General features: G+C 49.4%; 23 protein-coding genes and 1 pseudogene. 10 read left to right on the top strand and 14 right to left on the bottom strand.

Features of this window, described 5'->3' with window-relative positions; genetic code table 11:
- Positions 1-18: 18 nt before the first annotated feature.
- The 8 genes from cspE to VV1_RS17470 form a co-directional block, all read right to left on the bottom strand.
- Positions 19-231 carry a transcription antiterminator/RNA stability regulator CspE gene (gene cspE / locus VV1_RS17505; protein ID WP_011081453.1) on the bottom strand — a complete coding sequence of 71 codons (213 nt, stop codon included), beginning with the start codon at positions 229-231 and terminating at the stop codon, positions 19-21.
- A 303-nt stretch (positions 232-534) separates the two neighbouring features.
- The gene (gene ahpF, locus VV1_RS17500; protein ID WP_011081452.1) at positions 535-2,103 is read right to left on the bottom strand and encodes an alkyl hydroperoxide reductase subunit F; all 1,569 of its coding nucleotides are present in this window, start codon (positions 2,101-2,103) and stop codon (positions 535-537) included.
- A gap of 136 nt (positions 2,104-2,239) precedes the next feature.
- A complete protein-coding gene (gene ahpC / locus VV1_RS17495; RefSeq protein ID WP_011081451.1) occupies positions 2,240-2,797 on the bottom strand; it encodes an alkyl hydroperoxide reductase subunit C in 558 nt (185 codons plus the stop codon).
- Between the two features lie 258 nt (positions 2,798-3,055).
- Complete coding sequence (locus VV1_RS17490) at positions 3,056-3,973, bottom strand: hydroxymethylglutaryl-CoA lyase (RefSeq protein WP_011081450.1); 918 nt, start codon at positions 3,971-3,973, stop codon at positions 3,056-3,058.
- A complete protein-coding gene (locus VV1_RS17485; RefSeq protein ID WP_011081449.1) occupies positions 3,970-4,779 on the bottom strand; it encodes an enoyl-CoA hydratase-related protein in 810 nt (269 codons plus the stop codon). The genes VV1_RS17490 and VV1_RS17485 overlap by 4 nt, the downstream gene beginning before the upstream one ends.
- A gap of 26 nt (positions 4,780-4,805) precedes the next feature.
- Positions 4,806-6,410 (bottom strand): carboxyl transferase domain-containing protein, encoded by a 1,605-nt coding sequence (locus VV1_RS17480; protein ID WP_011081448.1) that lies wholly within the window; start codon positions 6,408-6,410, stop codon positions 4,806-4,808.
- Between the two features lie 38 nt (positions 6,411-6,448).
- The gene (locus VV1_RS17475) at positions 6,449-7,618 is read right to left on the bottom strand and encodes an isovaleryl-CoA dehydrogenase (RefSeq protein WP_011081447.1); all 1,170 of its coding nucleotides are present in this window, start codon (positions 7,616-7,618) and stop codon (positions 6,449-6,451) included.
- A 65-nt stretch (positions 7,619-7,683) separates the two neighbouring features.
- Positions 7,684-8,073, bottom strand: a complete 390-nt coding sequence (locus tag VV1_RS17470) for a MerR family transcriptional regulator (protein ID WP_011081446.1) — start codon at positions 8,071-8,073, stop codon at positions 7,684-7,686.
- 195 nt (positions 8,074-8,268) lie between these two features.
- Here VV1_RS17470 and VV1_RS17465 point away from each other — a divergent pair, with 195 nt between their 5' ends.
- The 7 genes from VV1_RS17465 (at position 8,269) to VV1_RS17435 (ending at position 16,082) form a co-directional block, all read left to right on the top strand.
- Positions 8,269-9,486, top strand: coding sequence for a thiolase family protein (locus VV1_RS17465; RefSeq protein ID WP_011081445.1), 1,218 nt, complete (start codon positions 8,269-8,271; stop codon positions 9,484-9,486).
- 106 nt (positions 9,487-9,592) lie between these two features.
- The gene (locus VV1_RS17460) at positions 9,593-11,086 is read left to right on the top strand and encodes a CoA-acylating methylmalonate-semialdehyde dehydrogenase (RefSeq protein WP_011081444.1); all 1,494 of its coding nucleotides are present in this window, start codon (positions 9,593-9,595) and stop codon (positions 11,084-11,086) included.
- 37 nt (positions 11,087-11,123) lie between these two features.
- Positions 11,124-12,278 (top strand): acyl-CoA dehydrogenase family protein, encoded by a 1,155-nt coding sequence (locus VV1_RS17455; protein WP_011081443.1) that lies wholly within the window; start codon positions 11,124-11,126, stop codon positions 12,276-12,278.
- Between the two features lie 26 nt (positions 12,279-12,304).
- Positions 12,305-13,102 (top strand): enoyl-CoA hydratase, encoded by a 798-nt coding sequence (locus tag VV1_RS17450; RefSeq protein ID WP_011081442.1) that lies wholly within the window; start codon positions 12,305-12,307, stop codon positions 13,100-13,102.
- 21 nt (positions 13,103-13,123) lie between these two features.
- Positions 13,124-14,251 (top strand): enoyl-CoA hydratase/isomerase family protein, encoded by a 1,128-nt coding sequence (locus VV1_RS17445; RefSeq protein WP_011081441.1) that lies wholly within the window; start codon positions 13,124-13,126, stop codon positions 14,249-14,251.
- A gap of 116 nt (positions 14,252-14,367) precedes the next feature.
- Positions 14,368-15,276: a 3-hydroxyisobutyrate dehydrogenase gene (mmsB, locus tag VV1_RS17440; RefSeq protein ID WP_011081440.1), complete on the top strand. Its 909-nt coding sequence runs from the start codon at positions 14,368-14,370 to the stop codon at positions 15,274-15,276.
- 47 nt (positions 15,277-15,323) lie between these two features.
- The gene (locus VV1_RS17435) at positions 15,324-16,082 is read left to right on the top strand and encodes an SDR family oxidoreductase (RefSeq protein WP_011081439.1); all 759 of its coding nucleotides are present in this window, start codon (positions 15,324-15,326) and stop codon (positions 16,080-16,082) included.
- A gap of 18 nt (positions 16,083-16,100) precedes the next feature.
- On the opposite strand, the gene VV1_RS25295 is transcribed toward VV1_RS17435, so the two are convergent.
- The 3 genes and pseudogenes from VV1_RS25295 to VV1_RS17425 all read right to left on the bottom strand — a co-directional run bounded on the left by VV1_RS25295 (position 16,101) and on the right by VV1_RS17425 (position 17,387).
- Complete coding sequence (locus tag VV1_RS25295; protein ID WP_250698507.1) at positions 16,101-16,322, bottom strand: RES family NAD+ phosphorylase; 222 nt, start codon at positions 16,320-16,322, stop codon at positions 16,101-16,103.
- A 91-nt stretch (positions 16,323-16,413) separates the two neighbouring features.
- Positions 16,414-16,539, bottom strand: a pseudogene (locus VV1_RS25290) (RES family NAD+ phosphorylase); the annotation flags it as partial.
- A 74-nt stretch (positions 16,540-16,613) separates the two neighbouring features.
- Complete coding sequence (locus VV1_RS17425) at positions 16,614-17,387, bottom strand: substrate-binding periplasmic protein (protein WP_225480209.1); 774 nt, start codon at positions 17,385-17,387, stop codon at positions 16,614-16,616.
- 357 nt (positions 17,388-17,744) lie between these two features.
- Here VV1_RS17425 and VV1_RS17420 point away from each other — a divergent pair, with 357 nt between their 5' ends.
- On the top strand, positions 17,745-18,494 hold the full coding sequence (locus VV1_RS17420) for a substrate-binding periplasmic protein (protein WP_043921138.1): 750 nt from the start codon (positions 17,745-17,747) through the stop codon (positions 18,492-18,494).
- 80 nt (positions 18,495-18,574) lie between these two features.
- Here the strand turns inward: VV1_RS17420 and VV1_RS17415 are convergent, their stop codons facing one another.
- Genes VV1_RS17415 through rtxB form a run of 3 tightly spaced genes read right to left on the bottom strand, consistent with a single transcriptional unit; the run spans position 18,575 to position 24,209 of the window.
- Positions 18,575-20,743, bottom strand: a complete 2,169-nt coding sequence (locus VV1_RS17415) for a type I secretion system permease/ATPase (protein WP_011081435.1) — start codon at positions 20,741-20,743, stop codon at positions 18,575-18,577.
- A gap of 2 nt (positions 20,744-20,745) precedes the next feature.
- Complete coding sequence (locus tag VV1_RS17410) at positions 20,746-22,107, bottom strand: HlyD family type I secretion periplasmic adaptor subunit (RefSeq protein ID WP_043921137.1); 1,362 nt, start codon at positions 22,105-22,107, stop codon at positions 20,746-20,748.
- Entirely contained in the window at positions 22,104-24,209 is a 2,106-nt protein-coding gene (gene rtxB, locus VV1_RS17405; RefSeq protein ID WP_086016961.1) for an RTX toxin T1SS ABC transporter subunit RtxB, read from the bottom strand. Before rtxB ends, VV1_RS17410 begins: the two co-directional genes overlap by 4 nt.
- A 439-nt stretch (positions 24,210-24,648) precedes the next feature.
- Here rtxB and rtxH point away from each other — a divergent pair, with 439 nt between their 5' ends.
- Both rtxH and rtxC read left to right on the top strand, forming a co-directional pair.
- Positions 24,649-25,008 (top strand): protein RtxH, encoded by a 360-nt coding sequence (gene rtxH / locus VV1_RS17400; protein WP_011081432.1) that lies wholly within the window; start codon positions 24,649-24,651, stop codon positions 25,006-25,008.
- A gap of 25 nt (positions 25,009-25,033) precedes the next feature.
- A complete protein-coding gene (gene rtxC / locus VV1_RS17395) occupies positions 25,034-25,495 on the top strand; it encodes an RTX toxin-activating lysine-acyltransferase RtxC (protein ID WP_011081431.1) in 462 nt (153 codons plus the stop codon).
- Positions 25,496-25,512 lie beyond the last annotated feature (17 nt).

Genomic DNA, 25,512 nt, shown 5'->3' with positions numbered 1-25,512 from the left:
GTGACCACGCCATTAAAATTATAGCGCAGTTACGTTTGCAGCTTGTGGGCCTTTTTTGCCTTGCTCAACTTCAAATGTTACGCGTTGGCCTTCTGCCAAAGTTTTAAAACCTGTTGAAACGATAGAGTTGAAGTGAACAAACACATCGTTACCACCGTTGTCTTGAGAAATAAAACCGAAACCTTTCGTTTCGTTAAACCATTTTACTGAACCAGTTACTTTATTAGACATAGATACCTCTAAGTATTAAATTTTTCGATTAATTAATTGCTGATAACAAAAGCTATTATGGGTATTAAGGAAAAGCTGTCGCAGAGGCTAAACGAAGGGTATCGAAAGATAACTGAGATTAAACTTGAACTAAATCTATCATGAATAGCTCATTTGGTAAGAGCTGATGATTACTATACACACTTTTTATTTATTAGATAGCTTTATTTTGTTTTTAAGCAAATTATTTTTTAGCATGGTTAAAAATAAAAAGAGAGGTGCTTTTAAACCTCTCTCCTTTGTGACATGCCTTTGCTGGTTGGTTTAGCCTTGCTTACGAATCAAGTAATCAAACGCTCCCAAGCTCGCTTTTGCACCTTCGCCCATTGCGATGATGATTTGCTTGTAAGGCACGGTTGTCGCGTCACCAGCGGCAAATACACCTTCTAGGCTGGTTTCACCACGGCTACCGATCTCGATTTCGCCGCGAGCAGAAAGCTCAACGTCTGAATCTTTTAGCCACTCGGTATTCGGCACAAGACCAATTTGAACAAAGATACCAGCAAGATCTAACTGCTTGATCTCATCAGTGTTGCGATCTTTGTATTTCAAGCCAGTCACACGTTTACCATCACCAACCACTTCGGTGGTTTGAGCCATGGTGATGATATCGACGTTAGGCAGAGAGTTCGCTTTGTTGATCAGAACTTGGTCTGCGCGCAATGTGTCAGCAAACTCTAGAACCGTCACATGTTCTACGATACCTGCAAGGTCAATGGCCGCTTCGATGCCGGAGTTACCACCACCAATAACAGCGGTTTTCTTGCCTTTGAACAAAGGGCCATCACAGTGTGGGCAGTAAGCCACGCCTTTATTGCGATATTCTTGTTCACCAGGGACGTTCATTTCACGCCAACGAGCACCTGGGCTGAGGATAACGCTGTTACTTTTAAGCGTTGCACCACTTTGTAGATTGACGTGAATTTTGCCATCTTCCGTGTATTGCGCGCCCATCAGCTTTTCAGCTTGCTGCTCTGTGATGATATCAACACCGTACTCTTTCAAGTGCTCACCAAGGTTAGCCGCCAGTTTTGGACCTTCCGTGTGTTTGACTGAAATAAAGTTTTCAATCGCCATGGTGTCCATCACCTGACCACCCAAACGTTGAGCAACAATACCGGTGCGAATGCCTTTACGCGCTGCGTAAATCGCAGCGGCTGCACCTGCAGGGCCACCACCGACAACGAGAACGTCATACGGATCTTTGTCATTAAGGCTTGCCGCCGCTTTTTCTGCTGCGCCATCGTCCAATTTGTTAAGAATTTCTGTCAATGACATGCGGCCTTGACCAAACAGCTCACCGTTTACAAAGACGCTCGGTACCGCGAGGATGTCACGCTGCTTCACTTCATCTTGGAACAGGGCACCATCAATCATGGTTGCGCGAATTTTTGGGTTAATCGCCGCCATCATGTTGAACGCTTGCACCACATCCGGACAGTTTTGACATGAAAGGGAAATAAAGACTTCCACATCGAGTTCTTTGTCTAGTTGTGCAATCTGTTCGATGGTTTCTGCATCCAGTTTGATCGGGTGACCACCTGAATGAAGCAGGGCAAGAACCAAGGATGTAAATTCATGACCCATTGGCAAACCTGCAAAGCGAAGCGCAGTGCTTTTCTCTGGGTTAGTCACCGTCATAACGGGCTTGCGTGTGCTCGCAGCATCATCACGGACAACGGTGATCAGCGGGCTTAGTTCCGCGATTTCATTGGCGAGCGCAAGAATATCTTGTGAGCCTTTACTGTCATCTAGGCTGACCACTAAACGGACGTCTTGTTTTAGATTTGTTAGATACTGGGTTAACTGTTGCTTGATCGCTTGGTCTAGCATACTCGAATACCTTTATAGTTTTTTTAAATTGGAGAGCGGTCACTCTGGATATCAGGGGAGAGCGGACCGAGCATTTAGGTCGTCAAGTAAAACGCCCGGCCCACTCTTTAACTTAAGGGGTAATCAACGCAAATGGTTAGATTTTGCCAACTAGGTCTAGTGAAGGTGCTAGCGTTTGTTCGCCTTCTTTCCATTTAGCAGGACATACTTCGCCTGGGTGTGCAGCAACGTACTGAGCTGCTTTGATTTTGCGTAGTAGGTCTTCTGCGTCACGGCCGATACCTTCTGCTGTAATTTCAACCGCTTGGATAACACCTTGTGGGTCGATAACGAAAGTAGCACGGTCTGCAAGACCTTGGCCTGGGCGCATTACACCAAAGTTGTTGGTGATGTTGCCAGTTTGGTCGCCCACCATGAAGTATTTGATTTTGCCGATAGTGTCAGAGCTGTCGTGCCACGCTTTGTGAGTAAAATGCGTGTCAGTTGACACTGAGTACACTTCCACACCGCGAGATTGAAGCTCTTCGTAGTGGTCTGCTAGGTCACCAAGTTCAGTCGGACATACGAAAGTGAAGTCCGCTGGGTAGAAGAAAAATACCGACCATTTGCCCAATACGTCTTGTTCAGTGATGTCAACGAATTTGCCATCTTTGTATGCTGTTGCGCTAAATGGTTTGATAGTAGTGTTAATCATATTCTTGATTTCCTTTAAGTTTGTTAGGTTTGGCATCGCTTGCCTTCGGGAGGTATATTCACATTCTGACCCACGAAAGGAAAATTGCTTGTGGCTATTCTATTGATAGGCTTTTTCTATTTTACCTGAGGGACTAAAGGCGTTATTTGAAAAGTATTGCCTATTAATTGCAGTGTTTTGATAGGTGCTGTCGGTGTAGTAGCGTTGTGGAACCATTCTCTAAAGCGCTTCTGCTCTGCTGGCTTAGGGCTTTCTGGGCTAAGGCTTTCTGGCGAATGACACTTTTGAGTTCGGTTGCTTGTTGAGCTGACGGCTGATTTGCCAACCAGTTTGGATGAGTAAATCAAGATCGACACCAGTTTCTATGGCTAATCCTTGACATAAATAGACCACATCTTCACTGGCGACATTGCCCGACGCCCCGGGAGCATAAGGGCATCCACCTAGGCCAGCCACACTGCTGTCTATCGTATTGATGCCCATCAGTAGCGATTGATAGATATTGGCAATGGCTTGGCCATAGGTATCGTGAAAATGTACGGCAAGGTGTTCACATGGCACTCGTTTCATCACTGTATCGAGCATGGTGGCGACTTTGCGTGGCGTGCCTGTGCCAATGGTATCGCCAAGTGAAATCTCAAAGCAGCCTAACTGATATAGCGCAGAAGCTATGGAAGCCACTTGGCTGGGCGGGGTTGCACCATCGTAAGGGCAGTCAATGACGGTAGAAAGGTAACCTCGTACGGGGATGTTGAGCTGCTTGGCTTGTGCGATTACAGGTTGAAAGCGCTCTAGGCTTTCGGCAATGGAGCAATGAATATTGTGTTGGCTAAACCCTTCACTGCAAGAGGCGAAGACGGCGACGTGATCCACTTGGGCAGAAACAGCGGCTTGAAAACCCTGCATGTTGGGCGTGAGGGCACTGTATTGAACTCCCAGACTGCGGTGAATTTGTTCAAACACAGCAAGAGAATCTGCCATTTGTGGCACACGTTTAGCAGAAACAAACGCGCCCGCTTCGATGCGTGTTAATCCGGTTTGGGAGAGGGCGTTGATCAGCGCCACCTTGCTATCGGTGGAAACGGCGCCCTCGTTTTGTAAGCCGTCACGAGGGCCAACCTCAACAATCGTGACGTGTTCAGGCAGGGTTAAGTTCTCTGCAGAGAAGCGGCTCATTCAAGCTCCCTTTTGGCCGGACACCAACTGGGTAACCTTTTGCTAAAAAATGCATTGAGCCCTTCTTGGCCTTCTTCACTGCAACGAATATTGGCGATCATGGCACTGGTTTTGTCGATCAACGGCGATTCGATGGGCATGGATGTGCAATCTTGGCAGAGCCGTTTTACTTGTTGCATCGCTTTTGGACTGTTGTGCAATAGGCGCTGGGCCATCGACTGTGTGGTTTGCGGCAACTGTTTCTCGTCGTTAACCACAATGTGCACCAATCCCATTTCCAGTGCGGTATTGGCATCAAAGGTTTCGGCACTGAGCATGTAACGTCGAGCATGTCGTTGCCCCAAACTTCGGCAGACATACGGCCCAATGGTGGCAGGAATCAACCCTAATTTAACTTCACTCAAACAGAAGCGGCTTTCCGCGGTGGCAATGGCGATATCGCAACAACAAATCAACCCAAGTGCACCACCAAAAGCCGCGCCTTGAACGCTGGCGATGGTGGGGGCAGGGAAGTGGTCGAGGGTTTGCATCAACTTGGCCAAGCGTTTTGCATCTTCAAGGTTAGCGGCTTCGTCTTGCTCTGCCATGGCACGCATCCAGTTGAGATCGGCCCCAGCCGAAAAGTGTGGCCCGTTGGCGTTGAGAATCAAAACCCGCAGTTGTGCGTTTGAAGCGAAGGTTTCTAGCGCTTCAATCAATGCGCGGATCAGCTCGGCATCAAAGGCATTGTGCTTTTCAAGCCGATTAAGGGTTAACGTGGCAACCCCTTGCTGATCCATATTGGCTAATAACGCCTGCTTAACCATAGGTTAACTCTCCAACGTGTGACTATTTACATGCGGAAAATACCAAACTCACTGTCGCCGATCGGCGCATTCAAGCTAGCGCGTAATGCGCGACCAACAATGGCGCGAGTCTCTACGGGATCGATAATGCCGTCATCCCACAATCGCGCACTGGCGTAATAGGGATTACCTTGGCTTTCGTAGAGTTCAAGAATCGATTGTCGATAATCGTGTTCATCTTGTTCTGGCCAGTGTTCCCCTTGGCGTGCTTTTACATCACGACGCACTTGCGTGAGCACCCCTGCCGCTTGCTCACCGCCCATGACCGAAATACGGGCATTGGGCCACATCCACAACATAGTGGGATCATAAGCCCTGCCACACATGCCGTAATTGCCCGCACCATAGGAGCCGCCGATGATCACGGTAAACTTAGGCACATCGGCACACGCCACCGCCATCACGAGTTTGGCGCCGTGCTTCGCAATGCCCTCTGCTTCGACTTTTTTCCCCACCATAAAGCCAGTGATGTTCTGTAAAAAGAGTAGTGGAATTTTGCGTTTTGCGCACAATTCGATGAAATGTGCGCCTTTTTGCGCCGATTCAGAGAAAAGAATGCCGTTGTTGGCCACAATCCCGATTGGGAAACCCAGTAAGTGCGCAAAACCACACACTAATGAAGGGCCGTACATCGCTTTAAATTCGTCAAAGTCGGAGTCGTCGACCATTCGGGCAATCACTTCACGAACATCAAAAGAGAGCCGCAAGTTAGCATTGACGACGCCGTAGATCTCATCGGCAGGGTAGCGTGGTTCAAGAACGGCTTTGGGCGCGCATGGTAGAGCGGGGGCGTTGCAACTCTCGATGGCTTGACGAGCCAGTTGTAGGGCGTGTTGCTCATCCAGTGCGTAATAATCCGCCACGCCTGATTTTTTGCAATGCACGTCTGCGCCGCCCAGCTCTTCTTCGCTGACAATCTCACCTGTTGCGGCTTTGACCAGCGGTGGGCCACCTAAAAATATCGTGCCTTGTTGGCGAACAATGATGGATACATCCGCCATTGCGGGGATGTATGCGCCGCCAGCGGTGCATGGGCCAAGGACAACGGCAATTTGAGGAATGCCAGCAGCCGACATGCGAGCTTGATTGTAGAAAATTCGACCAAAGTGATCTTTATCGGGAAAGACTTCCGCTTGGTGAGGCAGATTCGCACCGCCGGAATCCACCAGATAGACGCAAGGCAGCTGACATTTCATCGCGATCTCTTGCGCTCGGAGGTGTTTTTTTACCGTGAGTGGGAAATAGGTGCCGCCTTTGACCGATGGATCGTTGGCGATCACCATGCATTCGATGCCCTGAATCTGACCAATGCCCGCCACGACCCCCGCACAGGCGATGGGTTCGTCGTAGACATTCCACGCGGCAAATTGGCCGATTTCAAGTAGTGAGGTGTTCTCGTCAAGCAGCTTGGCGATCCGCTCACGAACGGGTAACTTGCCTTTCTCTCGCTGGCGCTGCTGCGCTTTTACCCCCCCGCCTTGATGCACCAAGTTTAAGTTAGCACTCAGCTTGCGCACCAATTCTGCCAAGGTTTGGTAGTTTGATTGATAGAGGGCATCTTCTTTGCGTGCTTTTGTCGGTAAAACTGCCATGTTCCTTCCTTAGCGGGCATTGCTTCGCCTCGCTGAAATTAGCGAGATTCGTTAAACAGCTCTCTGCCGATGAGCATGCGGCGGATTTCCGAAGTTCCAGCGCCAATTTCGTACAGCTTGGCGTCACGAAGCAGGCGGCCAGTGGGGAACTCGTTGACGTAGCCATTGCCGCCGAGCAGTTGAATGGCGTCAAGCGCCATTCGAGTAGCCAATTCGGCGCTGTAAAGGATCACGCCAGCAGCGTCTTTGCGCGTCACTTCTCCGCGATCGCACGCTGCCGCGACGGTATAGACGTAACTGCGCGCCGCGTTCATTTGGGTATACATGTCCGCCAATTTGCCTTGCACTAATTGGAACTCGCCAATAGGCTGGCCAAACTGCTTACGATCGTGAATATACGGAATCACCGCATCCAAACAGCTGCGCATAATGCCGAGAGGTCCTCCGGCCAACACTACGCGTTCGTAGTCCAAACCACTCATTAACACCCGCACGCCGTGGTTGATTTCACCCAACACGTTCTCTTTGGGCACAAGGCAATCTTCGAACACCAATTCGCTGGTGTTTGAGCCGCGCATGCCCAATTTGTCGAGCTTCTGAGCCGAGTGAAAACCGGGGAATGCACGTTCAACAATAAACGCGGTAATACCATGAGCCTCCGCTTTGGGATTGGTTTTGGCGTACACCACCAATGTATGTGCATCGGGGCCGTTGGTGATCCACATTTTGCTGCCGTTGAGCACGAAGTGATCGCCTTTCTCTTTTGCTTTCAACTGCATGCTCACCACGTCAGAGCCGGAGTTGGCCTCGCTCATGGCGAGTGCGCCAATGTGCTCGCCAGAAATCAATGCAGGCAAGTAATGGGCTTTTTGCTGCGCGTTGCCGTTACGGTAGATTTGGTTAATGCACAGGTTGGAGTGGGCACCATAGCTCAGTGCCACGGAGGCGGAGGCGCGACTGATCTCTTCCATTGCAACGACGTGCGCGAGATACCCCATATCTGCGCCGCCATATTCTTCACTGATGGTGACGCCGTGCAATCCCATTTCACCCAGCTTAGTCCACAAATGATCGGGGAAATGGTTGGCACGATCGATGTCTGCCGCCAGTGGCGCGATATGTTCGTTAGCAAAAGCATTGACCTGTTCTCTGAGCAGAACGATGGTGTCGCCAAGTCCGAAATTGAGGGGTTGAAACCTATCTTTCATAGCGCCTCCTGAGCAGCCATGCGGGTGTTTCACTACCTATCCCGAGGGTGGATTTATCTCACTGGTTAAGCCCGTTTTGATCGGCTGGCAAGTTCATGCAGTGCGTGTTGGCAGCGCTGTTTGGCTGCATCGAGCTCGCTCATGACCACGCTAATATCGTCGAGCTGACGCTGCAAAATCGCTTGTTTCTCATCAATGATATTGAGCATTTTGACCAATTGAGTTTCGCTTTGGCGCAGATCATACAGCTCGAACAGTTCACGTATTTCCGCTAATGAAAAGCCGAGCCTTTTCCCTCGCAAAATCAATTTCAGCCGCGTTTTATCACGGCGCTGATAGATTCGGGTGTTGCCTTTGCGCTCTGGTTGCAACAAGCCAACGTCTTCATAGAAACGGATACTGCGCGTCGTGATGTCGAACTCTTTTGCCAGTTCGCTGATTTTAAACGTTTCCATTTCAGACCCCCTTAGAGGTATTTATGCGATGTTGATGAGCCACAGCATGGCACGCGAGGTGTTCATGAAAATTGCCATTGTTAAAAAAATGCTTCTTTACGTTTACGTAAATGTTAGTGCTATGCTTACGTAAACGTCAAGAAAGCCGCCAGAGCGAATTTGAGTAAAACGCGTTTCTCGCGGCAGGGAGCGAATATGGCGAAATCAATTTGGATAGTGGCAGCAAAACGTACCCCGATAGGGCGATTCCAAGGGGTGCTCGCCGCCCTGAGTGCACCGCAATTAGGCGCTGCCGCGATTCATGCGGCGATGGATGCCGTTTCGTTGTCCGCGCAACAAGTGGATGAAGTGTATATGGGCTGTGTGTTGCCCGCAGGGTGTGGTCAAGCCCCCGCACGGCAAGCGGCACTGAAAGCCGAATTGGGTTATTCCACGCCTTGTACCACAGTCAATAAAGTGTGTGGCTCTGGGATGAAAGCGGTGATGTTGGCCTATGATCAGCTCAAAGCGGGTGATAAATGCTGCATGATTGCAGGGGGAATGGAGAGCATGACCAATGCCCCATATCTATTGAAAGAGTCGCGCAGCGGCATGCGAATGGGCCACAAAACCACCTTCGATCATATGTTTCTTGATGGATTGCAAGATGCCTATGAGGGCCATTTGATGGGCGTTTATGCGCAGCAAATCGCTGACAAACTCAATTACACCCGAGAGCAAATGGACACTTGGGCCATTCAATCGGCGCAGCGTGCGACTCAGGCACAGCACGAAGCGCAGTTCAAAGAGGAAATCACCCCGATTTTTCTCGAAGGACGCAGCAGCATGACGCTGGATCATGATGAGCATCCAACCACCATTCAGCTCGACAAAATTCCCAAACTGAAACCCGCGTTTGCCGATAACGGTACGGTGACCGCCGCCAATTCCAGTGCGATTGCGGATGGCGCAGCAGCACTGATATTGGCCGATGGTGATTGGGCCGAAAAACAAGGCTTAACACCGCTGGCGATCATTCGCGGCCACGCAAGCCATGCTCGCTTGCCCGCCGAGTTTACCGTCGCGCCCGTTTATGCGATTGAGCAACTGCTCAGCCAGCTCGATTGGGGAATCGACGAGGTGGATTTGTGGGAGATCAACGAAGCGTTTGCCGTCGTGACACAAATTGCCATCCAGCAGCTCGGCTTAGCCGCGGATAAAGTGAACATCAAAGGGGGGGCCTGTGCGTTAGGCCACCCTATTGGCGCCAGTGGTGCCCGAATTTTAGTCACTTTGATTCACAGCTTGCGTCAGTTACAAGCGTTGGGCACCAATGGCGACACTAAGTGCCGTCGCAGCGTCAAAGGTGTGGCTGCACTGTGCATTGGTGGTGGTGAAGCGACCGCTATTGGTATCGAAATTCCCGTGTTTTGAGCGGCCAATACAGCAGTGACATTAACACGATGCAACGAATGAAAACGACGCAATTAACGCAGACGCAAACAGAATCAGGGCGAATGAAACCATAAGGAAAGCCAACATGACCCAATCAGTACCTCTTTTTATCCAAGGTTCGTTTGTCGAATCTCAGAGCAACGAATGGATTGATGTGACCAACCCAGCCACTGGCGAGGTGATTGCTCGTCTGCCTTGCGCCACGCCAGCAGAAATGACCAATGCGATTACCTCTGCAAGTGAAGCATTCCAATCATGGAAAGAGGTTGCGGTCTCCGAACGGGCCAGATTGATGTTGCGTTATCAGCATTTGCTCAAAGAAAACCACGATGCGCTGGCGCAATTGCTCTCTCAAGAAACGGGCAAAACCCTTGCCGATGCCAAAGGCGATGTGTGGCGAGGGATAGAAGTGGTGGAACAAGCGGCCAATATAGCCAGCAATATGATGGGAGAGACGGTGGAAAATGTGGCCACTGATATCGACAGCTACTCCCTAATCCAGCCATTGGGTGTGTGTTGTGGTATTACGCCGTTTAATTTTCCTGCCATGATCCCGTTGTGGATGTTCCCAATTGCCATTGCCAGTGGCAATACGTTTGTACTGAAACCTTCTGAACAGGTGCCGCTGACGTCGGTGCGTTTAGCGCAACTGTTTGCCGACGCTGGTGCGCCGGATGGGGTGTTGCAGATCGTGCATGGGGGTAAAGCGCAGGTCGATTTTCTTCTCACGCATCCGGATGTTCGCGCCGTTTCGTTTGTTGGCTCGGTGCCGACCGCGCAATACATCTACCAAACCGCCACGCAAAACTTCAAGCGTGTGCAGGCGTTTGCTGGAGCGAAAAACCATATGGTGGTGATGCCCGATGCCAATAAAGCGCAGGTACTCAGTAACTTAGTTGGTGCCTCGGTCGGAGCGGCTGGGCAACGTTGTATGGCGATCTCCGTGGCGGTATTGGTTGGCGATGCAAAACATTGGGTGGCGGATATCAAAGCCGAGTTGGCCACAGTCAAACCCGGTGCGTGGGACGATGCCACGGCAGCCTATGGCCCACTTATCAGCGCCGCCGCCAAGCAGCGCGTGTTGGGCTTGATCGCTGAAGGCAAAGCGCAAGGCGCGGTGTGTGAGCTCGATGGCAGTCAATGCCAAGTGGCAGGATACCCCAACGGCAACTGGGTTGGCCCAACGCTGTTTAGTGGTGTGACTACTGAGATGAGCATCTATCAGCAAGAGATCTTTGGCCCGGTGCTGGTGTGTCTGGAAGTAGACAGCTTGGAAGAGGCGATTGCGCTGATTAACCGCAATCCGTATGGCAATGGCACCTCGATTTTCACCGCCAATGGCGCCGCGGCGAGAAAATTCCAACATCAGATCCAAGTGGGGCAAGTGGGCATCAATGTGCCGATCCCAGTACCACTGCCTTTCTTCTCATTTACCGGCTGGCGCGGCAGTTTTTATGGGGATTTGCATGCTTACGGCAAACAGGCGGTGCGTTTTTATACCGAGACCAAAACCGTCACGGCACGTTGGTTTGAAGAAGACATGCCTAGCGGGCCAAACATGACCATTCAACTGCGTTAGCACCAACTGCACGCTTTGAGGAATGAGGGAAAGAAAGATGGATTTTGAACTCAATGAAGACCAACGCGCCTTTGCTGACACCGCAGCGCAGTTCGCCCAAGAGAAATTAATGCCCAACGCGGCAGTGTGGGATGAGACGCAGTTTTTTCCTGTTGAGGTACTCAAAGAGGCTGGAGAGCTCGGCTTTCTCAGCCTGTATGCACCGGAAGAGCAGGGCGGTTTGGGCATGAGCCGTTTGGATGCAGCGATCATTTTTGAACAACTGTCGATGGGTTGCACCTCCACCACCGCCTTTATGACCATTCATAACATGGTCAATTGGATGGTGGGAAGTTTTGCCACGCAGGAAGTGAAATCGCTTTATTGCCAAGGGCTTAACTCAGGTGCTTTGCTTGGCTCCTATTGTTTGACCGAACCTAACTCGGGCTCTGACGCCGCATCATTGAAAACCACCGCTACGCGCCAAGGGGATGAATATCGGATTAATGGCGCGAAGGCATTTATTTCAGGGGCGGGGGAAACGCAAGTGTTGGTTGTGATGGCGCGTACAGGGGGCGAGGGGGCAAAAGGGGTCTCGGCGTTTGTGGTCCCGGCGGATGCGCAAGGGGTCAGCTATGGACGAAAAGAACCGAAAATGGGCTGGAATAGTCAGCCAACCCGTTCTATTACTTTTGATAACGTGCGAATTCCGCTCAATCACCGTTTAGGCGAAGAAGGGGAAGGTTTTCGCTTCGCCATGAAAGGGCTCGATGGCGGTCGTATTAATATTGCGACCTGCTCAGTGGGCACCGCGCAGCAGGCGTTGAATTTGGCCACGCAATACGTTCAAGAGCGAAAACAATTTGGCCACACGCTCGCTGAGTTCCAGACGGTGCAATTTCGTTTGGCGGATATGGCGATAGAACTGATTGCCGCAAGACAACTGGTGCGTTTTGCGGCCAGCAAACTGGATAAGGGCGACCCAGATGCGACAGCGTATTGTGCGATGGCCAAACGCTTTGCCACGGACGTTGGCTTTAAAGTGTGTGATGAAGCGCTGCAACTGTATGGCGGCTATGGCTACATCAAGGAGTATCCGCTGGAGCGTTTTTTCCGCGATGTACGCGTGCATCAAATTTTGGAAGGCACCAATGAAATTATGCGTTTGATTGTGGCTCGTCGTTTGCTGTCACAGCAATCCAGTTTGCTCTAGCGGCTAGCAATCCAAGGAGAAAAGGAATGTCTGACATAATTCCACCGAGTGAAAACGGTATTTCACTTTCCCTCAATGGTCATGTGGCAACGATCACCATGGTCAATCCTCCTGCCAATACATGGACGGCAAACTCTCTGATAGAGCTAAAAAAGACGGTGTTAGCACTGAATGACAACAAGGCGATTTATGCCTTAGTGCTGACTGGGGACGGCGAAAAGTTTTTCTCAGCTGGGGCCGATCTTAAATTATTCGCTTCGGGAGACAAGGGCGTCGCGGTGGACATGGCGCGTATTTTCGGTGAAGCGTTCGAGACACTTTCAGCTTTTCGCGGCGTTTCTATTGCTGCGATCAATGGTTATGCCATGGGCGGTGGGCTCGAAGTTGCGCTGGCTTGTGACATTCGTATTGCTGAGGAGCAGGCGGTGCTCGCCTTACCCGAGGCGAAAGTGGGGCTGCTGCCTTGTGCGGGGGGCACGCAAAACTTAACGGCTTTGGTCGGCGAAGGGTGGGCCAAGCGCATCATCTTATGTGGTGAGCAAGTGAGCGCGGAAAAAGCGCTGAGCATCGGATTGATCGAAGAAGTGGTGGCCAAAGGGGAATCGCTGAGCGCAGCACAAGCGTTGGCGCAGCAAGTGGCCAACCAGTCCCCCAGTTCAGTTTCTGCCTGTAAAAAGCTGATTCAGAATACGCGCCAAGCGCCGCTGTCGATGGGGCTGATACGTGAGCGCGAGTTGTTTATTCAGTTGTTCGACACGCAAGATCAGCAAGAAGGGGTGCAAGCATTCCTCGAGAAACGCGCACCACAATGGAAAAATCAGTAGTCACGCTGAATAGGAGGCACTATGACAGGCCGAGTCAGCTTTGAAGAATACCCTTGTAGCGAAGGCGATTATCGCATTGCCGTTGCCACACTCGAAAACCCATCTGCCCTCAATGCACTGAGCGAAGAGATGCTGGCGGCATTAAAAAACTCCCTAGAGAAATGGCACGAAGACGAGCAAATCATTTGTGTGATCCTCAAAGGCGCGGGTGAAAAAGCATTCTGTGCGGGTGGCGATGTAAGAGCCATGCATCACGTGATGAGTAGCGAGAGCAAAGCGACGGCTCGCGCCTTTCTGACCGACTATTTCACCTTGGAATATCAGTGTGATTACCTCATTCATACTTACACTAAGCCGATTATTGGCTGGGGAGCGGGCATCGTGATGGGCGGTGGCATGGGGCTTTATATGGGCACCAGCCACAAGGTCGTGACACCGAATTCGCGTTTGGCTATGCCGGAAATCAGCATCGGTCTATACCCAGATGTGGGTGGCACTTGGTTCCTCAATCGTCTCGATCCGGGGATTGGTCTATTTCTCGCGTTGACGGGCGTCATGGTTAACGCCAGCGATGCGCTGAAGATTCACTTTGCCGATCATTTACTGCTGCCAGAAGAGTTGGATGTGCTACTGGATCAATTGCAACACGCACATTGGTCGAGCGCAGAGGATCACTACGAAGTGGTGACCGAGCTTCTGGAAAACTTGGCGGAGCACGCGTTGTCGCATCAACCTTCTCACCAGCTTATGCCCTATTTTGAGCAAATACAGCAGGCGTGCGAAGGGGAAAATGTCACGCAAGTGGTGCAGTCCATTTTGGCTTTGGAAGGCAGTGACTGGTTGAAAGGGGCGCAGCACAACTTGGCACAAGGTAGCCCAATCACTGCGCACATTTGCTATCGCCAAGCGCGAGACTATCACGAACTGTCACTGGCGGATTGCTTCCGCCTTGAACTCGGTATCTCGGTGCAGTGTGGCTTATTGGGAGAGTTCCAAGAAGGCGTTCGAGCGCGCTTGGTTGACAAAGATGGCCAACCGAATTGGCTTTACCCAACCGTGGCCGATGTGGACAGCAGCGTCATTGATGCGCTGTTTACCTCATTGTGGTCGGAGGACGATCACCCACTGGCACGACTGGGGAAATATTAGTCGCTCACAGTGCGCAAAGCTGGTCACTCAAAGTCTTGCCAATCGAGCATTGTAAACTGGCGTGGAATGCAGCACGCGCAGAGTCACAGCCAAGCGTAAAGAACATGGAGAACGTTATGCAAAACATCGGCTTTATCGGACTGGGTAATATGGGCGCGCCAATGGCGGAAAATCTGCTTAAAGCAGGCCATCAGGTCAAGGTGTTTGATCTCAACCAAGCTGCGTGCGAGAAGTTGGCACAGCAAGGGGCGAGCGTGTGCGCAAACCTTGAAGAGCTGGCTCAAGACGTGAGTTGCGTCATCACCATGTTGCCCGCAGGTGAGCATGTTCGCAGTGTCTATCTTGGCACCCACCAAAGCGACAAAGGGCTGTTGGATCTGGTGATCGAAAACAGCTTACTCATCGACTCTTCGACCATTGATCCGCAATCGGCTCGCTTGGTGGGAGAAGAGGCGGCTAAACGAGGTTTGGATTTTGTGGATGCGCCCGTTTCCGGTGGCGTCGCGGGGGCTCATGCTGCCACGTTGACCTTTATCGTTGGCGGCTCTGACAACGCGTTTGCTCGCGCCGAAACCATTCTCAAAAATATGGGTAAAAATATCTTCCACGCAGGCCAAGCGGGTGATGGGCAGATGGGCAAAATCTGCAACAACCTGATGCTGGGCATTCTCATGTCTGGGACGTGTGAGGCGTTAAACCTCGGCATCGATAACGGTCTCGATCCGACGGTGCTTTCCAACATCATGCTGCAAAGCTCTGGGCGAAACTGGGCGTTGGAACTTTACAATCCGTGTCCGGGCGTGATGGAAAACGCCCCCGCCAGCCGCGGTTATCAGCCCGGTTTTATGAGTAAATTGATGCTCAAAGATCTCGGTTTGGGGTTAGATGCCGCAGCAAAGAGCCAATCTTCGGTGCCGATGGGGGCGCTGGCACGCAATCTCTACGCGTTTCACAACGCTGCTGGCAATGAGGAGTTGGATTTCTCGAGCCTATTTGAATTTTATGCCAAGAATAACAAAGAGTAAGTGGGTGAAAAGCACCGCGATTTGTTTTAGCGATTGAGGGAATCAAAATGCATCTAAAAGAGAGTGTGATTGCGATTACAGGGGCTGGGCAAGGGTTAGGACAAATGATGGCGGTGACCCTTGCACACGCAGGCGCTGAGCTGGCGTTGCTGGATTTAAACGAAGAAGGGCTACGTCATACTCAGGATCAATGCCACATGCTCGGCACCAAAGCGCTGATTTATCCAATGAACGTGACGGATGAAGGGGAAGTGGAGCGCACCTTCGAGCAGATCGTCGAAGATTTTGGACAACTTGATGGGCTGGTCAACAACGCCGGGATTTTGCGCGATGGCATGCTGGTCAAAGTGCAAGACGGCAACATCAGCAAAATGTCACTGGAGCAGTTTAACTCGGTGATCAAAGTCAACCTCACTGGCACGTTTTTGTGCGGGCGTGAAGCGGCAGTCAAAATGATTGAAACTGGACGCAAAGGGGTCATCATCAACATTTCCAGCGTGTCCCGCGCGGGCAATATTGGTCAAACCAACTATTCGGCATCAAAAGCGGCGGTGGCGACATTGGCTACCACTTGGGCCAAAGAGCTTGCACGTTACGGCATACGCGCTGCGGCGATCGCGCCCGGTGTGATTCACACTGCCATGGCGGATCAGATGAAACCTGAGGCCATCGCCAGACTAGAGAAAATGATCCCCGTGGGGCGAATGGGTGAAGCCAGCGAAATTGCACACACAGTGAAGTTCATTTTCGAAAACGAATACATTACAGGACGAGTGCTGGAAGTGGATGGCGGAATTCGCATGTAGCCAAGTCGAGCGTCACGGCTAAATATCGATATGATTCACTTCGTTAACTTCGGCGATTTTCTCTCCGTCCCAGATCATTTCCAATAAATAGCTCTGGACGATGTCGCCGATAGGCTTTGGAGTGAACAGTGCCCAGCAGGTGCCATCGGCTCGAACGGAAGGGTATTCCACTGCGGCTACTCGCTTCTTTTTCAGTTCTCTGGCTAACTGTTGAGAAGCCACATAACTGTGGGGATCCAAGAATTCGGTTTCGCTGGCACGTTACTTTATGAATCGGAGCGGCTGAGTGAGTGACGACGGGCCCTTCGACATTCGCCCAATATCGCTGTTGATGGTGTTTTACTTCTAGTGCAGCCGTTTGTTCACGGGAAGCAAGGTAAAATGCGCCAAACAATCCATCATTGAAACGCCCGCCTTTGGGGTTGATGTGGGTAACTATAGAACAATGTCTAAGCACTAGGTGGCGAAAACGGACGCTGTCATGACTAAACACAACAAAATAGTGGAGGGGATGAAGGCTGATTGGCTGATTTAAGGCTCAGACTTTTGAATTCTATCCAGAAAAGCGGCTTCTGATTTCATAATGTCGACATACTCGCCACTATCGATCAGTTGTTGTAGGCCCGCATTAAATTCCTGGAGCAGTTGCTTACTGCGTTGCTCATCAAATTTGCTGAAAATGACGTACATTTCCTCTTTTAGGAGGTGTTTGGGATCGAGTCTTATGTATTCTCGCAACTCTTCTGGGACATAATTTTCAAGGATGTACCAACCTCGCTCTACACCTGTCGCGTAGGCATCCAGTCTACCCTTGGCAATTTTCACAAAATTGTCTTCTTCGGCGTTGTTCACTTCGATGTCAACACCGTGTTTCTGTAGAAAAAAAGTCGCTTGATATCCCTGTGTAGCACCTAAGCGATAAGCATCAAGGTCGGTGAGAAGCTGCCAACTAAACTCACTATCTTTGTGGTAAAAAAACTGTATGCGTTGACTGAAAATAGGGTTGGAGTAATAGAAATGCTTTATTCTTTCTTCGTTTTTCATCCATGGAAACGAAGCGTCAAATCGGCCTTCGATAGCATATTGATATGATCGAACCCAAGGAAAATACTCCAATTCAATGGTGTATCCGCGGAGCTCGAATGCTCTTCGAACCAATGTCTCAGATATCTTTAATTCTTGTTGGGGAATAGAGCTGGTGTAAGGCTCCCAATCACCAATAGCAAACTTCACCACTTTGTTATTTTGGTCAGCCAGCAAGTGGCAGGGTAAGGCCATTAAAAACAGTAAGAGTATATAACGCATAATCAATCATGAGTGGATTCTAATGTTCTAAGTTTAGTCGCCTTCTTTGAAGATGCCATTACGGGCTTCTCTCCTATGTTTGATGGCAAAACCCGAAATAGTAATGGGCTTTGTTTCTTAATAGTAAATTGTGCTGCATTAAACAGGATTATCCTCTTTTCGGCCCAACTTAGCACACCATGAACAAAGGGATGAGATGTCGAAAGGTGAGGAGCCTAAGATTGAGAGTAGTGATTTATTCATTTAAGAAACAAAGCTATAGCAATGAGCTAAATATGAAATGGACGAGTCGGCTTCATTTTTGGGGGAAGTGACTATACTTTGAGATATTCCAACAACACATAGAGGGAGCAAACGATGCGCTTATTAAGGGAATTTTTATCGGCTCTTTGGTTGAGCGTTCTATTGGTGGGAATGGCACACGCCGACACAGTCAGACTCGCAAACGGAGAATGGGCTCCTTACATGTCAAAATCGCTCAAAGAGGGCGGTTTTATGACCCAGTTTATTAAAGAGGTGTTCGAAAGCGAAGGTTACCAAGTTGAGTTTGAGTATCTCCCTTGGAAGAGAGGGTATGAGGAAACCAAAGCAGGTAACTTTGATGCAACGTTCATTTGGGGAAGGAGTGATGAAAGAGCGCAAGATTTCTACTTTTCAGATACCGTTATTACGCTGAGCACTGCGCTGTTTCAACAAAAAAGTAAACCCATTATGTGGAACAGCCGCGAAGAACTGGGCAAATACCGCATCGGTGGGGTGACGGGATATGCGTATGGGATAGAAGATTTAGAAGAGCAAGGCAAAATCACCGTACAGAGAATCTCTGACGCAGACAATAACTATAAAAAGCTCAGCGCTGGCCGATTGGATATCGTCCTTGAGGATATGGATGTGGGCATGGAATTTCTCAATAACTTAAAGCTTACAGATAAACTGGAGCCCAACAGCAAGGCGCTGGCAGCCCGAGAGTATGTGGTGTTATTTTCGAAAAACTCGCCGAAGGCAAAAGAGTTAAAAGAGGCGTTCAACCGAGGTCTAAATAAGTTGATAAGTGAAGGGCGCCTGGACGCGTATCGCGAAGCATCAACACGTGGTGAGTATAAATAGTACCGTTGAGAGTGAAAACGCGCTTCTAGCGTTTCCACTCTCGGATTTGTTATCAGTGCCTAATGTACGGTATCAAAGGACTATCCGCCCACTTGCTGCTTCCAAAGCTTAGCGTATAAACCTTGTTGGGCAACTAACTCATCGTGTGTGCCGCTTTCGGCAACTTGGCCTTTATCGAGCACAAAAATGTTATCGGCATGACGAATGGTGTTGAGTCGATGCGCAATACTGATCACCGTGCGGCCACGGCAAATTTCATCCATATTGCTCATGATTGCCGCTTCAGAATTGTAGTCAAGTGCGGAGGTTGCTTCATCGAGCAACAAGATTCTAGGGTCCACCAGTAGGGCTCTTGCCAAAGCAATACGTTGTCTTTGACCACCAGATAGTGCCGCGCCCTTTTCACCCACTGGCTGGTTAAAACCGTGAGGAAGCCCTTCAATAAATTCTAATGCGCCTGCTAAGTGCGCTGCGTGGCGAATCTCTTCGTCGCTGGCTTGCGGTTTACATAAACGAATGTTGTCCGCCACACTGCCGGAAAAGAGGATACTCTCTTGCAATACCACGCTCATGTTGCGACGCAGAGAAACGGGATCGGCAATCGCGAGATCCATTCCATCGACCAATACTTGCCCATGCTGAGGAACATATAAGCGCTGTAGCAAACGAGTGAGCGTGCTTTTCCCTGAGCCTGAAGGCCCAGTAACGCCGATAAATTGCCCTGGCTGAATCTTGAGGGACAAATTGGCCAACACTTCTGGTGCATCCTCGTGATAGCGAAAACGAATGTTACTAAACTCAATGCCACCTTCGAGCTCGGGTACCGAGGCTAAACCTTGTTTACTGTTCTCTCTTGGTTCATCGAGAATATCGCCCACGCGTCTTAAAGCGATGAGTGTGTGCTGAAAATCTTGCCAAATTTGTGCCAGACGTAAGACAGGTTGCGTCACATGGCCAGCAAGCATGTTGAATGCGACTAATTGGCCGGGCGTGATTTCCCCTTTAAGCACCGCGCTCACGCCCCACCAAAGCAGTAGCGCGGCGGTGAGCTTCTGCACCAAAGCGATAGCTTGCCCTGCAACCAGCCCCGATTTTTGCGCGTCAAAGCTTCGGTTTAATTGTTGGCTAAGAATACGTTGCCACTGTTCGAGAAAGCGATGCTCTGTGGCAGTGGTTTTGATGGTTTCAATGCCAGTCACGGCCTCGGTCAAAAACGTGGTTGCGCTAGCGTCGGACTCGTACTCCGATTCCACTTTTTTGCGGATCAGCGGCCCTGCAATGAGCCACAGTACAAAGTAAATCACCAAGGAGCCAATCACCAACCAGGTGAGCGTGCTGGCGTAATGAAACATCACGGCAAGGAAGACGGTGACAAAAATCAGATCAAGCAGCAGCATCAGTGTCGACCCCGTCAAAAATTGACGAATTTGTGCCATTTCACGCACTCGAGCAATGATTTGGCCGGTTTGACGCTGCTTAAAATAGGTTAATGGCAAACCGACTAAGTGGCGATAAAGCCGACCTGAAAGCTCGGCATTCACTTGGCTGGCAAGGTGGCCAAACACCGTGTTTCGTAAGTAGCTGTATGCTGGCTCGGCAATGGCCAATGCCAACATGGCCAGCGCCAGTACGTGCAAGCTGGATAAACTGCGCCCAACCAGTACCTTATCGATGACATTTTCAAACAACATTGGGCTAACGAGAGCAAACACCTGTAACGCGATAGCGTAAAGAAACACATCACGCAATTGGCTCTTTTGTCGCAGAATCGAAGGCGCAAACCAGCTCAGACCAAATTTGACCTCTTTGCTGCTGAGCTGCTCATCGGCGAGCAGCATCACTTTGTGCTTTCGCTGAGATGGGTTTGGCGATACAGGCTGTGTTTGCAGCTGTTGCGTCGAGGGATCATAAAATGTCCAATGCCCATCACTGACTTGGGTTATCACTTGCCAGCCATGGTTATTCTCGATAAGGGCAGGGAGCGGCAAAGTGTCGAGCGCTTGAGTATGCAGCGTGGTTACTTGGCTTTTAAGGCCCAGATAGTCCGCCGCTTCTCTCATCTCCATGTCACTCAGGTGAGCATGACTTACGCCTAATGCGTGCTTAAGCTGTGAGCTGGACGATTTCTTATGGAACTGTTGGCCAGCGTAAACCACGGCCTCGATTCCCCAGTTATTACGTGTGGTTTCTTCTGGTCGCACTTGCCCTATGGTGTCGATATGCTCATTGGCTGATAACGTGGCAGTCATCTCTATCTCTCCCTCAACGCTTCAGCTTGGTACTCGCGAATTGGACTGAGTAGGTAGTCGATAACGCGTCGCTTATCGGTCTTAATTTCAGCGACTACTGACATGCCAGGAGTCAGCTCAACCGTTTGACCATCGATGACGATATTGTTTTTGTTCAGTTGTACTTGAGCAGGAAAGACCAGCCCAAGCTGTTCGTCGGTGGTGGAATCGCGTGAGATACTCAGCAGCTCAGCGTCGATTGTTCCGTATCGTGTGTAGGGAAACGCATCCACTTTGACCGTGACCGACTGGCCCGGATAGACAAAGCCAACGTCTTTATTGAGGATCTGAACTTCCGCCAGCTGCACGCTGTTTTCCGGTACGATGATCATTAAATTTTGCGCAGGTTGCAGCACTGCGCCTAGGGTATAGACGCTAAGTTGCTGCACAGTGCCATCGACAGGAGAGCGAATGATTTCCAACTGTTCGCGCTCACGCACTTTAGAGAGCTCTTGATTCAACGCGGCCAACTGCAATTTTGCTTGGCGGCGCTTTTCCAGCCACTCTCGATGCTTTTGCGCTTTGAAACCCGTTTGACGCTCTTCGAGGCTTTGATATTGCGATTTCAGCACTTGTAGCTCTGCTCGTTGCTGAGCGACTTGGCGCTGTACTTCTAGCAACTCTTTCTCTTGCTCTAGATACTCGACGTGACCAATGACTTTAACCTGATTGAGCGTTTTACGGGCAGCAAGACGTTGGCTGATGTTCTCGGTGAGCTGAATTAGAGCGTTGATGTCGCTTTGACGAGCGGCTTGAGAGGTGCGATTGACCTTCATTTCTGCGCTGATGCTCGCTAACGTGGCGTCAAATTCTCGTTTCTCACTGAGATAGTTTTCATTGATCAGCGCCTGTTGCTCTGTTGGCAAGGCGGTGAACATTGGGTCTTGAACCAAAGGTTGGTCGTTGAGTAAAGTGCGGTAACGAATGAGTTCATTGGTTTGAAACTCGGATTGAGTGATCAAACGTGTGATGTCTTGATTCACCCCGAGCGTATCCAAGGTCAACAAGGGCGCACCTTTTTCCACCCGCTGGCCATCCCTCACATGGATGCTCATTACGCGGCTTTGCTCATAAGATTGGATAACTTGTGAGCGGCCAGAGACCACAAGGCGGCCCGTGGCGGTGGCTTGTACATCCAGTTTCCCCCAATACGCCCAAAGCAGCGCAGCCAGTACGCCAATACTCAGTGTTATCGCGGTTAGCCGTGCAAAGGGCGATGGCGGTTTTTGAGCCAAAGCAAGATGCGCAGGCAGAAATTCATAGTGGTGTTCGGCACTTTGGCGAGGTTGCCCTATGCCCAAGAAACGCTTAATGATGCTGATCATGCGGTGGTTTCCTCTTGTTTGAGCTCTTGCTGAAGCTGCCATAACTGTTTGTATTGTTTGCCGTGGGTGAGTAACTGCTGATGCGAGCCTTGCTCAACAATCGCGCCTTGATGAAGCACAATGATGCGATCGCAATCGCGCACGGTAGACAAGCGATGAGCGATAGTGATCACGGTGCGGCCTCGGGCGATGTTGGCCATGTTGGATTGAATTAACGCCTGAGATTCATCGTCTAGGGCGCTGGTGGCTTCATCCAAAATCAATACTTTTGGATCCGACAGCAGTGTTCGTGCAATCGCGAGTCGCTGCCTTTGGCCGCCAGAGAGAGATTGTCCGCCTTCCGCTAAAATGGTGTCGTAACCCATGGGTAACTTGAGGATGAATTCGTGCGCGCCTGAGAGTTTCGCCGCTTCAATAATTTCTTCTAAGCTGGCATCGGGCTTCGACTGGGCGATGTTCTCACTCACACTTTTGTTAAATAAGAAGTTTTCTTGTAGTACCACCCCCACTTGTTGTCTCAACTGCTGAATGTGGATGTGATTGAGTGGAATGCCATCAATCGTGATGCTGCCTTGTTCTGGACTATAAAGTCGCAACAGTAAGCGAGCTAAGGTGCTTTTTCCTGAACCTGACGTGCCGACAACGCCCAATGTTTCACCCGCTCGTATGTCCAATGACAAGTCGTTGATGGTGGGGGGAATGTCCGGTTGGTAACGAAAGAGGATATTTTTAAACGAGACGGCCCCATGAAGTGTGACAATGTCACTTCCTGTGTGTTGTTCTACTGGCAGGTTGAGCATATCCCCGAGTTTTTCGACGGCGACGCGGGTTTGAATAAATTGCCCCCACAATTCGACCATACGCGCTAGCGGTTGGGCGATGTGATTGGTCATCATATTGAAAGCGATCAATTGACCGATGGTCATTTCAAGAGAGAGTACTTCCGTTGCCCCAAGCCACAAGATCGCCACACTGGTGATTTTTTGCAGCAATTGAACTAGGTGGTTTGAGCGATTATTGAGCTGTTGAACATCGTAACCGGTTGAGACCATTTTTTCGGTTTGTTCATCCCAGCGACGAATAAAGCGCGGCTCAACCGCCAAACTTTTCAGTGTTTCACTGCCTGCTACTGTTTCGGTAAGAAAGGATGTGTTTGCCGCAGCATGTGAAAACTGCTTTTCAATCGCTGCCTGCATTCTTGGTGTTAACCACCAAGCAAGAAGGGCGTAACACGGTATTGTGGCGATGAAAAGCCAAGTGAGCGGGCCGGAAAGTAAACTCATTACATACAGGAAGACGAACATAAACAGCAGTTCGACCGTTAGAGTAAACATGGAGCCAGTCAAAAACTCGCGCACGGTGTCGAGTTCTCGTACACGTGTGACAATCGCCCCGACTTGGCGGGACTTAAAAAACATTAACGGTAGACCAAACAGATGCTTAACCAGTTTTAGTCCGAGTTGTATGTCAATGCGATTGGCCGTGTGGGCATACTGATATTCACGTAGACCACGAAGGACCACTTCGATCACCCCGGTAACCACGAGGCCAAACACCAGCACATCCAGTGTTGACCAAGCTTGGTGAACCAGCACTTTATCCATTACCACTTGGAAAAAAAGGGGCGAAATAAGTGCGAGGATCTGCAGAACAAAAGAGAACAACAGAATCTCACCCAAGACTCGTTTATGCTGAAGAAATTCGGGAATGAACCAAGTGATGTCAAAGCGAGCTTGTGCTTGTTTTATTTCTAGGAACTTTTTGTTCCAAGTCGAGTTAAGTTCGTGATAAGAGACCACTTCCGGACTTTCTTTATTAGGTCTTTGTATTAAACATTTATCTTTATTAGCCTTTGCTAGAATAAATGGTGCACCTTGTGAATCAAATAAAATGGCGGGTGTTTTTATTTTCTCTATGTTTTTAAATTGTGAATGTTTTGTGGTTATTCTTACTTTGTTTGCTTTTTGTATTTTTTCGAGTTCATCTTTGTAATTATTAGTTTTTGTTAAATTAGCATTTTCTTTAAATTGTTCTCTATTACCGCTGATGATACTTAAATAAAAGTGAATACATATCAGCGTCAACCCTTCATTGTTGGACATAATTAAATTACTTAGCCGATGTTTATTGCAGCGTTTTTGAAGGGGCGGAATCCTATCACCGCTTGTTAACACGATCAATCATCAATTGCGGACTGTTTTGCTCGTTTATTGGTCTTTGTTGTGTGTTTATTGCACAAATTTGATTCAAATGAATGATGCATATCACGTTAATAGGTAATCAAGGTGATTGTTACATGAATATGGAATTGAGTGAATAATGGTCGATAAAAATAGAATAATTGCTCTAATATAATCGATTTAAGTCTATTGATGACCACTGTTTTACGATGTAATATTTCGACACAAAATAAACATTACAATAATTATTTATGGCTGAATTCTTATATTTTGCCTTTTAATTGAGCTTGCAGGCGGAGAGTGATTCCTTTTAAAAGGAACAATTTTCGTCTTATCTATATAAAATAAGTAGGGGAAATTTATGACTGAGAAGTTTGTTCAAACAGTATCTAGTGTTAACTACAATAAAGGTGTTTTTTCTCTTTATTTCGTAGGTCAGGATCAAAAAAATATGGCGAATGGCGTAATGGCTGAAAGCGATAATGATCTTGAACTTAAGCAAGTTGTCCATATGCCTGCCTCTGGTTTTATGTATATGGTATCGATGATTAAGAACATGCTAGAAGATCCAAGAATGGAAGCTGAATTTGACAAGCTTGTTGCAGCCGGTTTTCTACCAGCAGGTGATGCTGCGGTAAATCAGGCGGAAGAATCATCAGCGGAAACTCTCGTGGAAGAGAAAGCCGCTCCGAAAAAACGCACTTCCCAAGCAAAAAAATAACAGCATATTGGTTGATATAGGGCAGATGTCTATTACACATCAACCAGCAAATCTCACATTAGCGCAAATGCAACAGATGATAGGTGGTGTCATGCTGCTCAGCCAGCATTCGCCCCTTCATCGTCGCTACGTGGTTGCAGAATGGCAGCAGCGTATTCTGCCTGCTTTTGAGCTAAACCAGTTTTGCTACTACGAAGATGAGCACGGACGCCCAATTGCATTTTGTAATTGGGCGTTTGTCTCTGAGCAGATCCGAGATGAGCTGTTATCTGGAGTGCGTGAAATATCTCCATCCGACTGGCGTTCAGGCCAGCATATCTACATTCCAGAGATGATTGCTCCATTCGGGCATGGCAGAGAGGTCGTTAACGATCTTCGTCGCCGTGTATTTTTACCGTGGAAAGGGCAGAAGGTCTGCACTGTTCGCGGCAAAGTGGATGCTCAAAATGACCGCTGTATCAGAAAGATACAGTGGTTTTCTATTTAACTCCTAAAGAAGAGTTT

The sequence above is a fragment of the Vibrio vulnificus CMCP6 genome (assembly GCF_000039765.1).
Lineage (GTDB): Bacteria > Pseudomonadota > Gammaproteobacteria > Enterobacterales > Vibrionaceae > Vibrio > Vibrio vulnificus_B.
This window is presented reverse-complemented; position numbering and strand designations above follow the sequence as displayed.

What these genes read in the sequence shown, in the direction of transcription:
- cspE (WP_011081453.1), bottom strand. Translation starts at nt 231, where the DNA reads ATGTCTAATAAAGTAACTGGTTCAGTAAAATGGTTTAACGAAACGAAA.
- ahpF (WP_011081452.1), bottom strand. Translation starts at nt 2,103, where the DNA reads ATGCTAGACCAAGCGATCAAGCAACAGTTAACCCAGTATCTAACAAAT.
- ahpC (WP_011081451.1), bottom strand. Translation starts at nt 2,797, where the DNA reads ATGATTAACACTACTATCAAACCATTTAGCGCAACAGCATACAAAGAT.
- VV1_RS17490 (WP_011081450.1), bottom strand. Translation starts at nt 3,973, where the DNA reads ATGAGCCGCTTCTCTGCAGAGAACTTAACCCTGCCTGAACACGTCACG.
- VV1_RS17485 (WP_011081449.1), bottom strand. Translation starts at nt 4,779, where the DNA reads ATGGTTAAGCAGGCGTTATTAGCCAATATGGATCAGCAAGGGGTTGCC.
- VV1_RS17480 (WP_011081448.1), bottom strand. Translation starts at nt 6,410, where the DNA reads ATGGCAGTTTTACCGACAAAAGCACGCAAAGAAGATGCCCTCTATCAA.
- VV1_RS17475 (WP_011081447.1), bottom strand. Translation starts at nt 7,618, where the DNA reads ATGAAAGATAGGTTTCAACCCCTCAATTTCGGACTTGGCGACACCATC.
- VV1_RS17470 (WP_011081446.1), bottom strand. Translation starts at nt 8,073, where the DNA reads ATGGAAACGTTTAAAATCAGCGAACTGGCAAAAGAGTTCGACATCACG.
- VV1_RS17465 (WP_011081445.1), top strand. Translation starts at nt 8,269, where the DNA reads ATGGCGAAATCAATTTGGATAGTGGCAGCAAAACGTACCCCGATAGGG.
- VV1_RS17460 (WP_011081444.1), top strand. Translation starts at nt 9,593, where the DNA reads ATGACCCAATCAGTACCTCTTTTTATCCAAGGTTCGTTTGTCGAATCT.
- VV1_RS17455 (WP_011081443.1), top strand. Translation starts at nt 11,124, where the DNA reads ATGGATTTTGAACTCAATGAAGACCAACGCGCCTTTGCTGACACCGCA.
- VV1_RS17450 (WP_011081442.1), top strand. Translation starts at nt 12,305, where the DNA reads ATGTCTGACATAATTCCACCGAGTGAAAACGGTATTTCACTTTCCCTC.
- VV1_RS17445 (WP_011081441.1), top strand. Translation starts at nt 13,124, where the DNA reads ATGACAGGCCGAGTCAGCTTTGAAGAATACCCTTGTAGCGAAGGCGAT.
- mmsB (WP_011081440.1), top strand. Translation starts at nt 14,368, where the DNA reads ATGCAAAACATCGGCTTTATCGGACTGGGTAATATGGGCGCGCCAATG.
- VV1_RS17435 (WP_011081439.1), top strand. Translation starts at nt 15,324, where the DNA reads ATGCATCTAAAAGAGAGTGTGATTGCGATTACAGGGGCTGGGCAAGGG.
- VV1_RS17425 (WP_225480209.1), bottom strand. Translation starts at nt 17,387, where the DNA reads ATGCGTTATATACTCTTACTGTTTTTAATGGCCTTACCCTGCCACTTG.
- VV1_RS17420 (WP_043921138.1), top strand. Translation starts at nt 17,745, where the DNA reads ATGCGCTTATTAAGGGAATTTTTATCGGCTCTTTGGTTGAGCGTTCTA.
- VV1_RS17415 (WP_011081435.1), bottom strand. Translation starts at nt 20,743, where the DNA reads ATGACTGCCACGTTATCAGCCAATGAGCATATCGACACCATAGGGCAA.
- VV1_RS17410 (WP_043921137.1), bottom strand. Translation starts at nt 22,107, where the DNA reads ATGATCAGCATCATTAAGCGTTTCTTGGGCATAGGGCAACCTCGCCAA.
- rtxB (WP_086016961.1), bottom strand. Translation starts at nt 24,209, where the DNA reads ATGTCCAACAATGAAGGGTTGACGCTGATATGTATTCACTTTTATTTA.
- rtxH (WP_011081432.1), top strand. Translation starts at nt 24,649, where the DNA reads ATGACTGAGAAGTTTGTTCAAACAGTATCTAGTGTTAACTACAATAAA.
- rtxC (WP_011081431.1), top strand. Translation starts at nt 25,034, where the DNA reads ATGTCTATTACACATCAACCAGCAAATCTCACATTAGCGCAAATGCAA.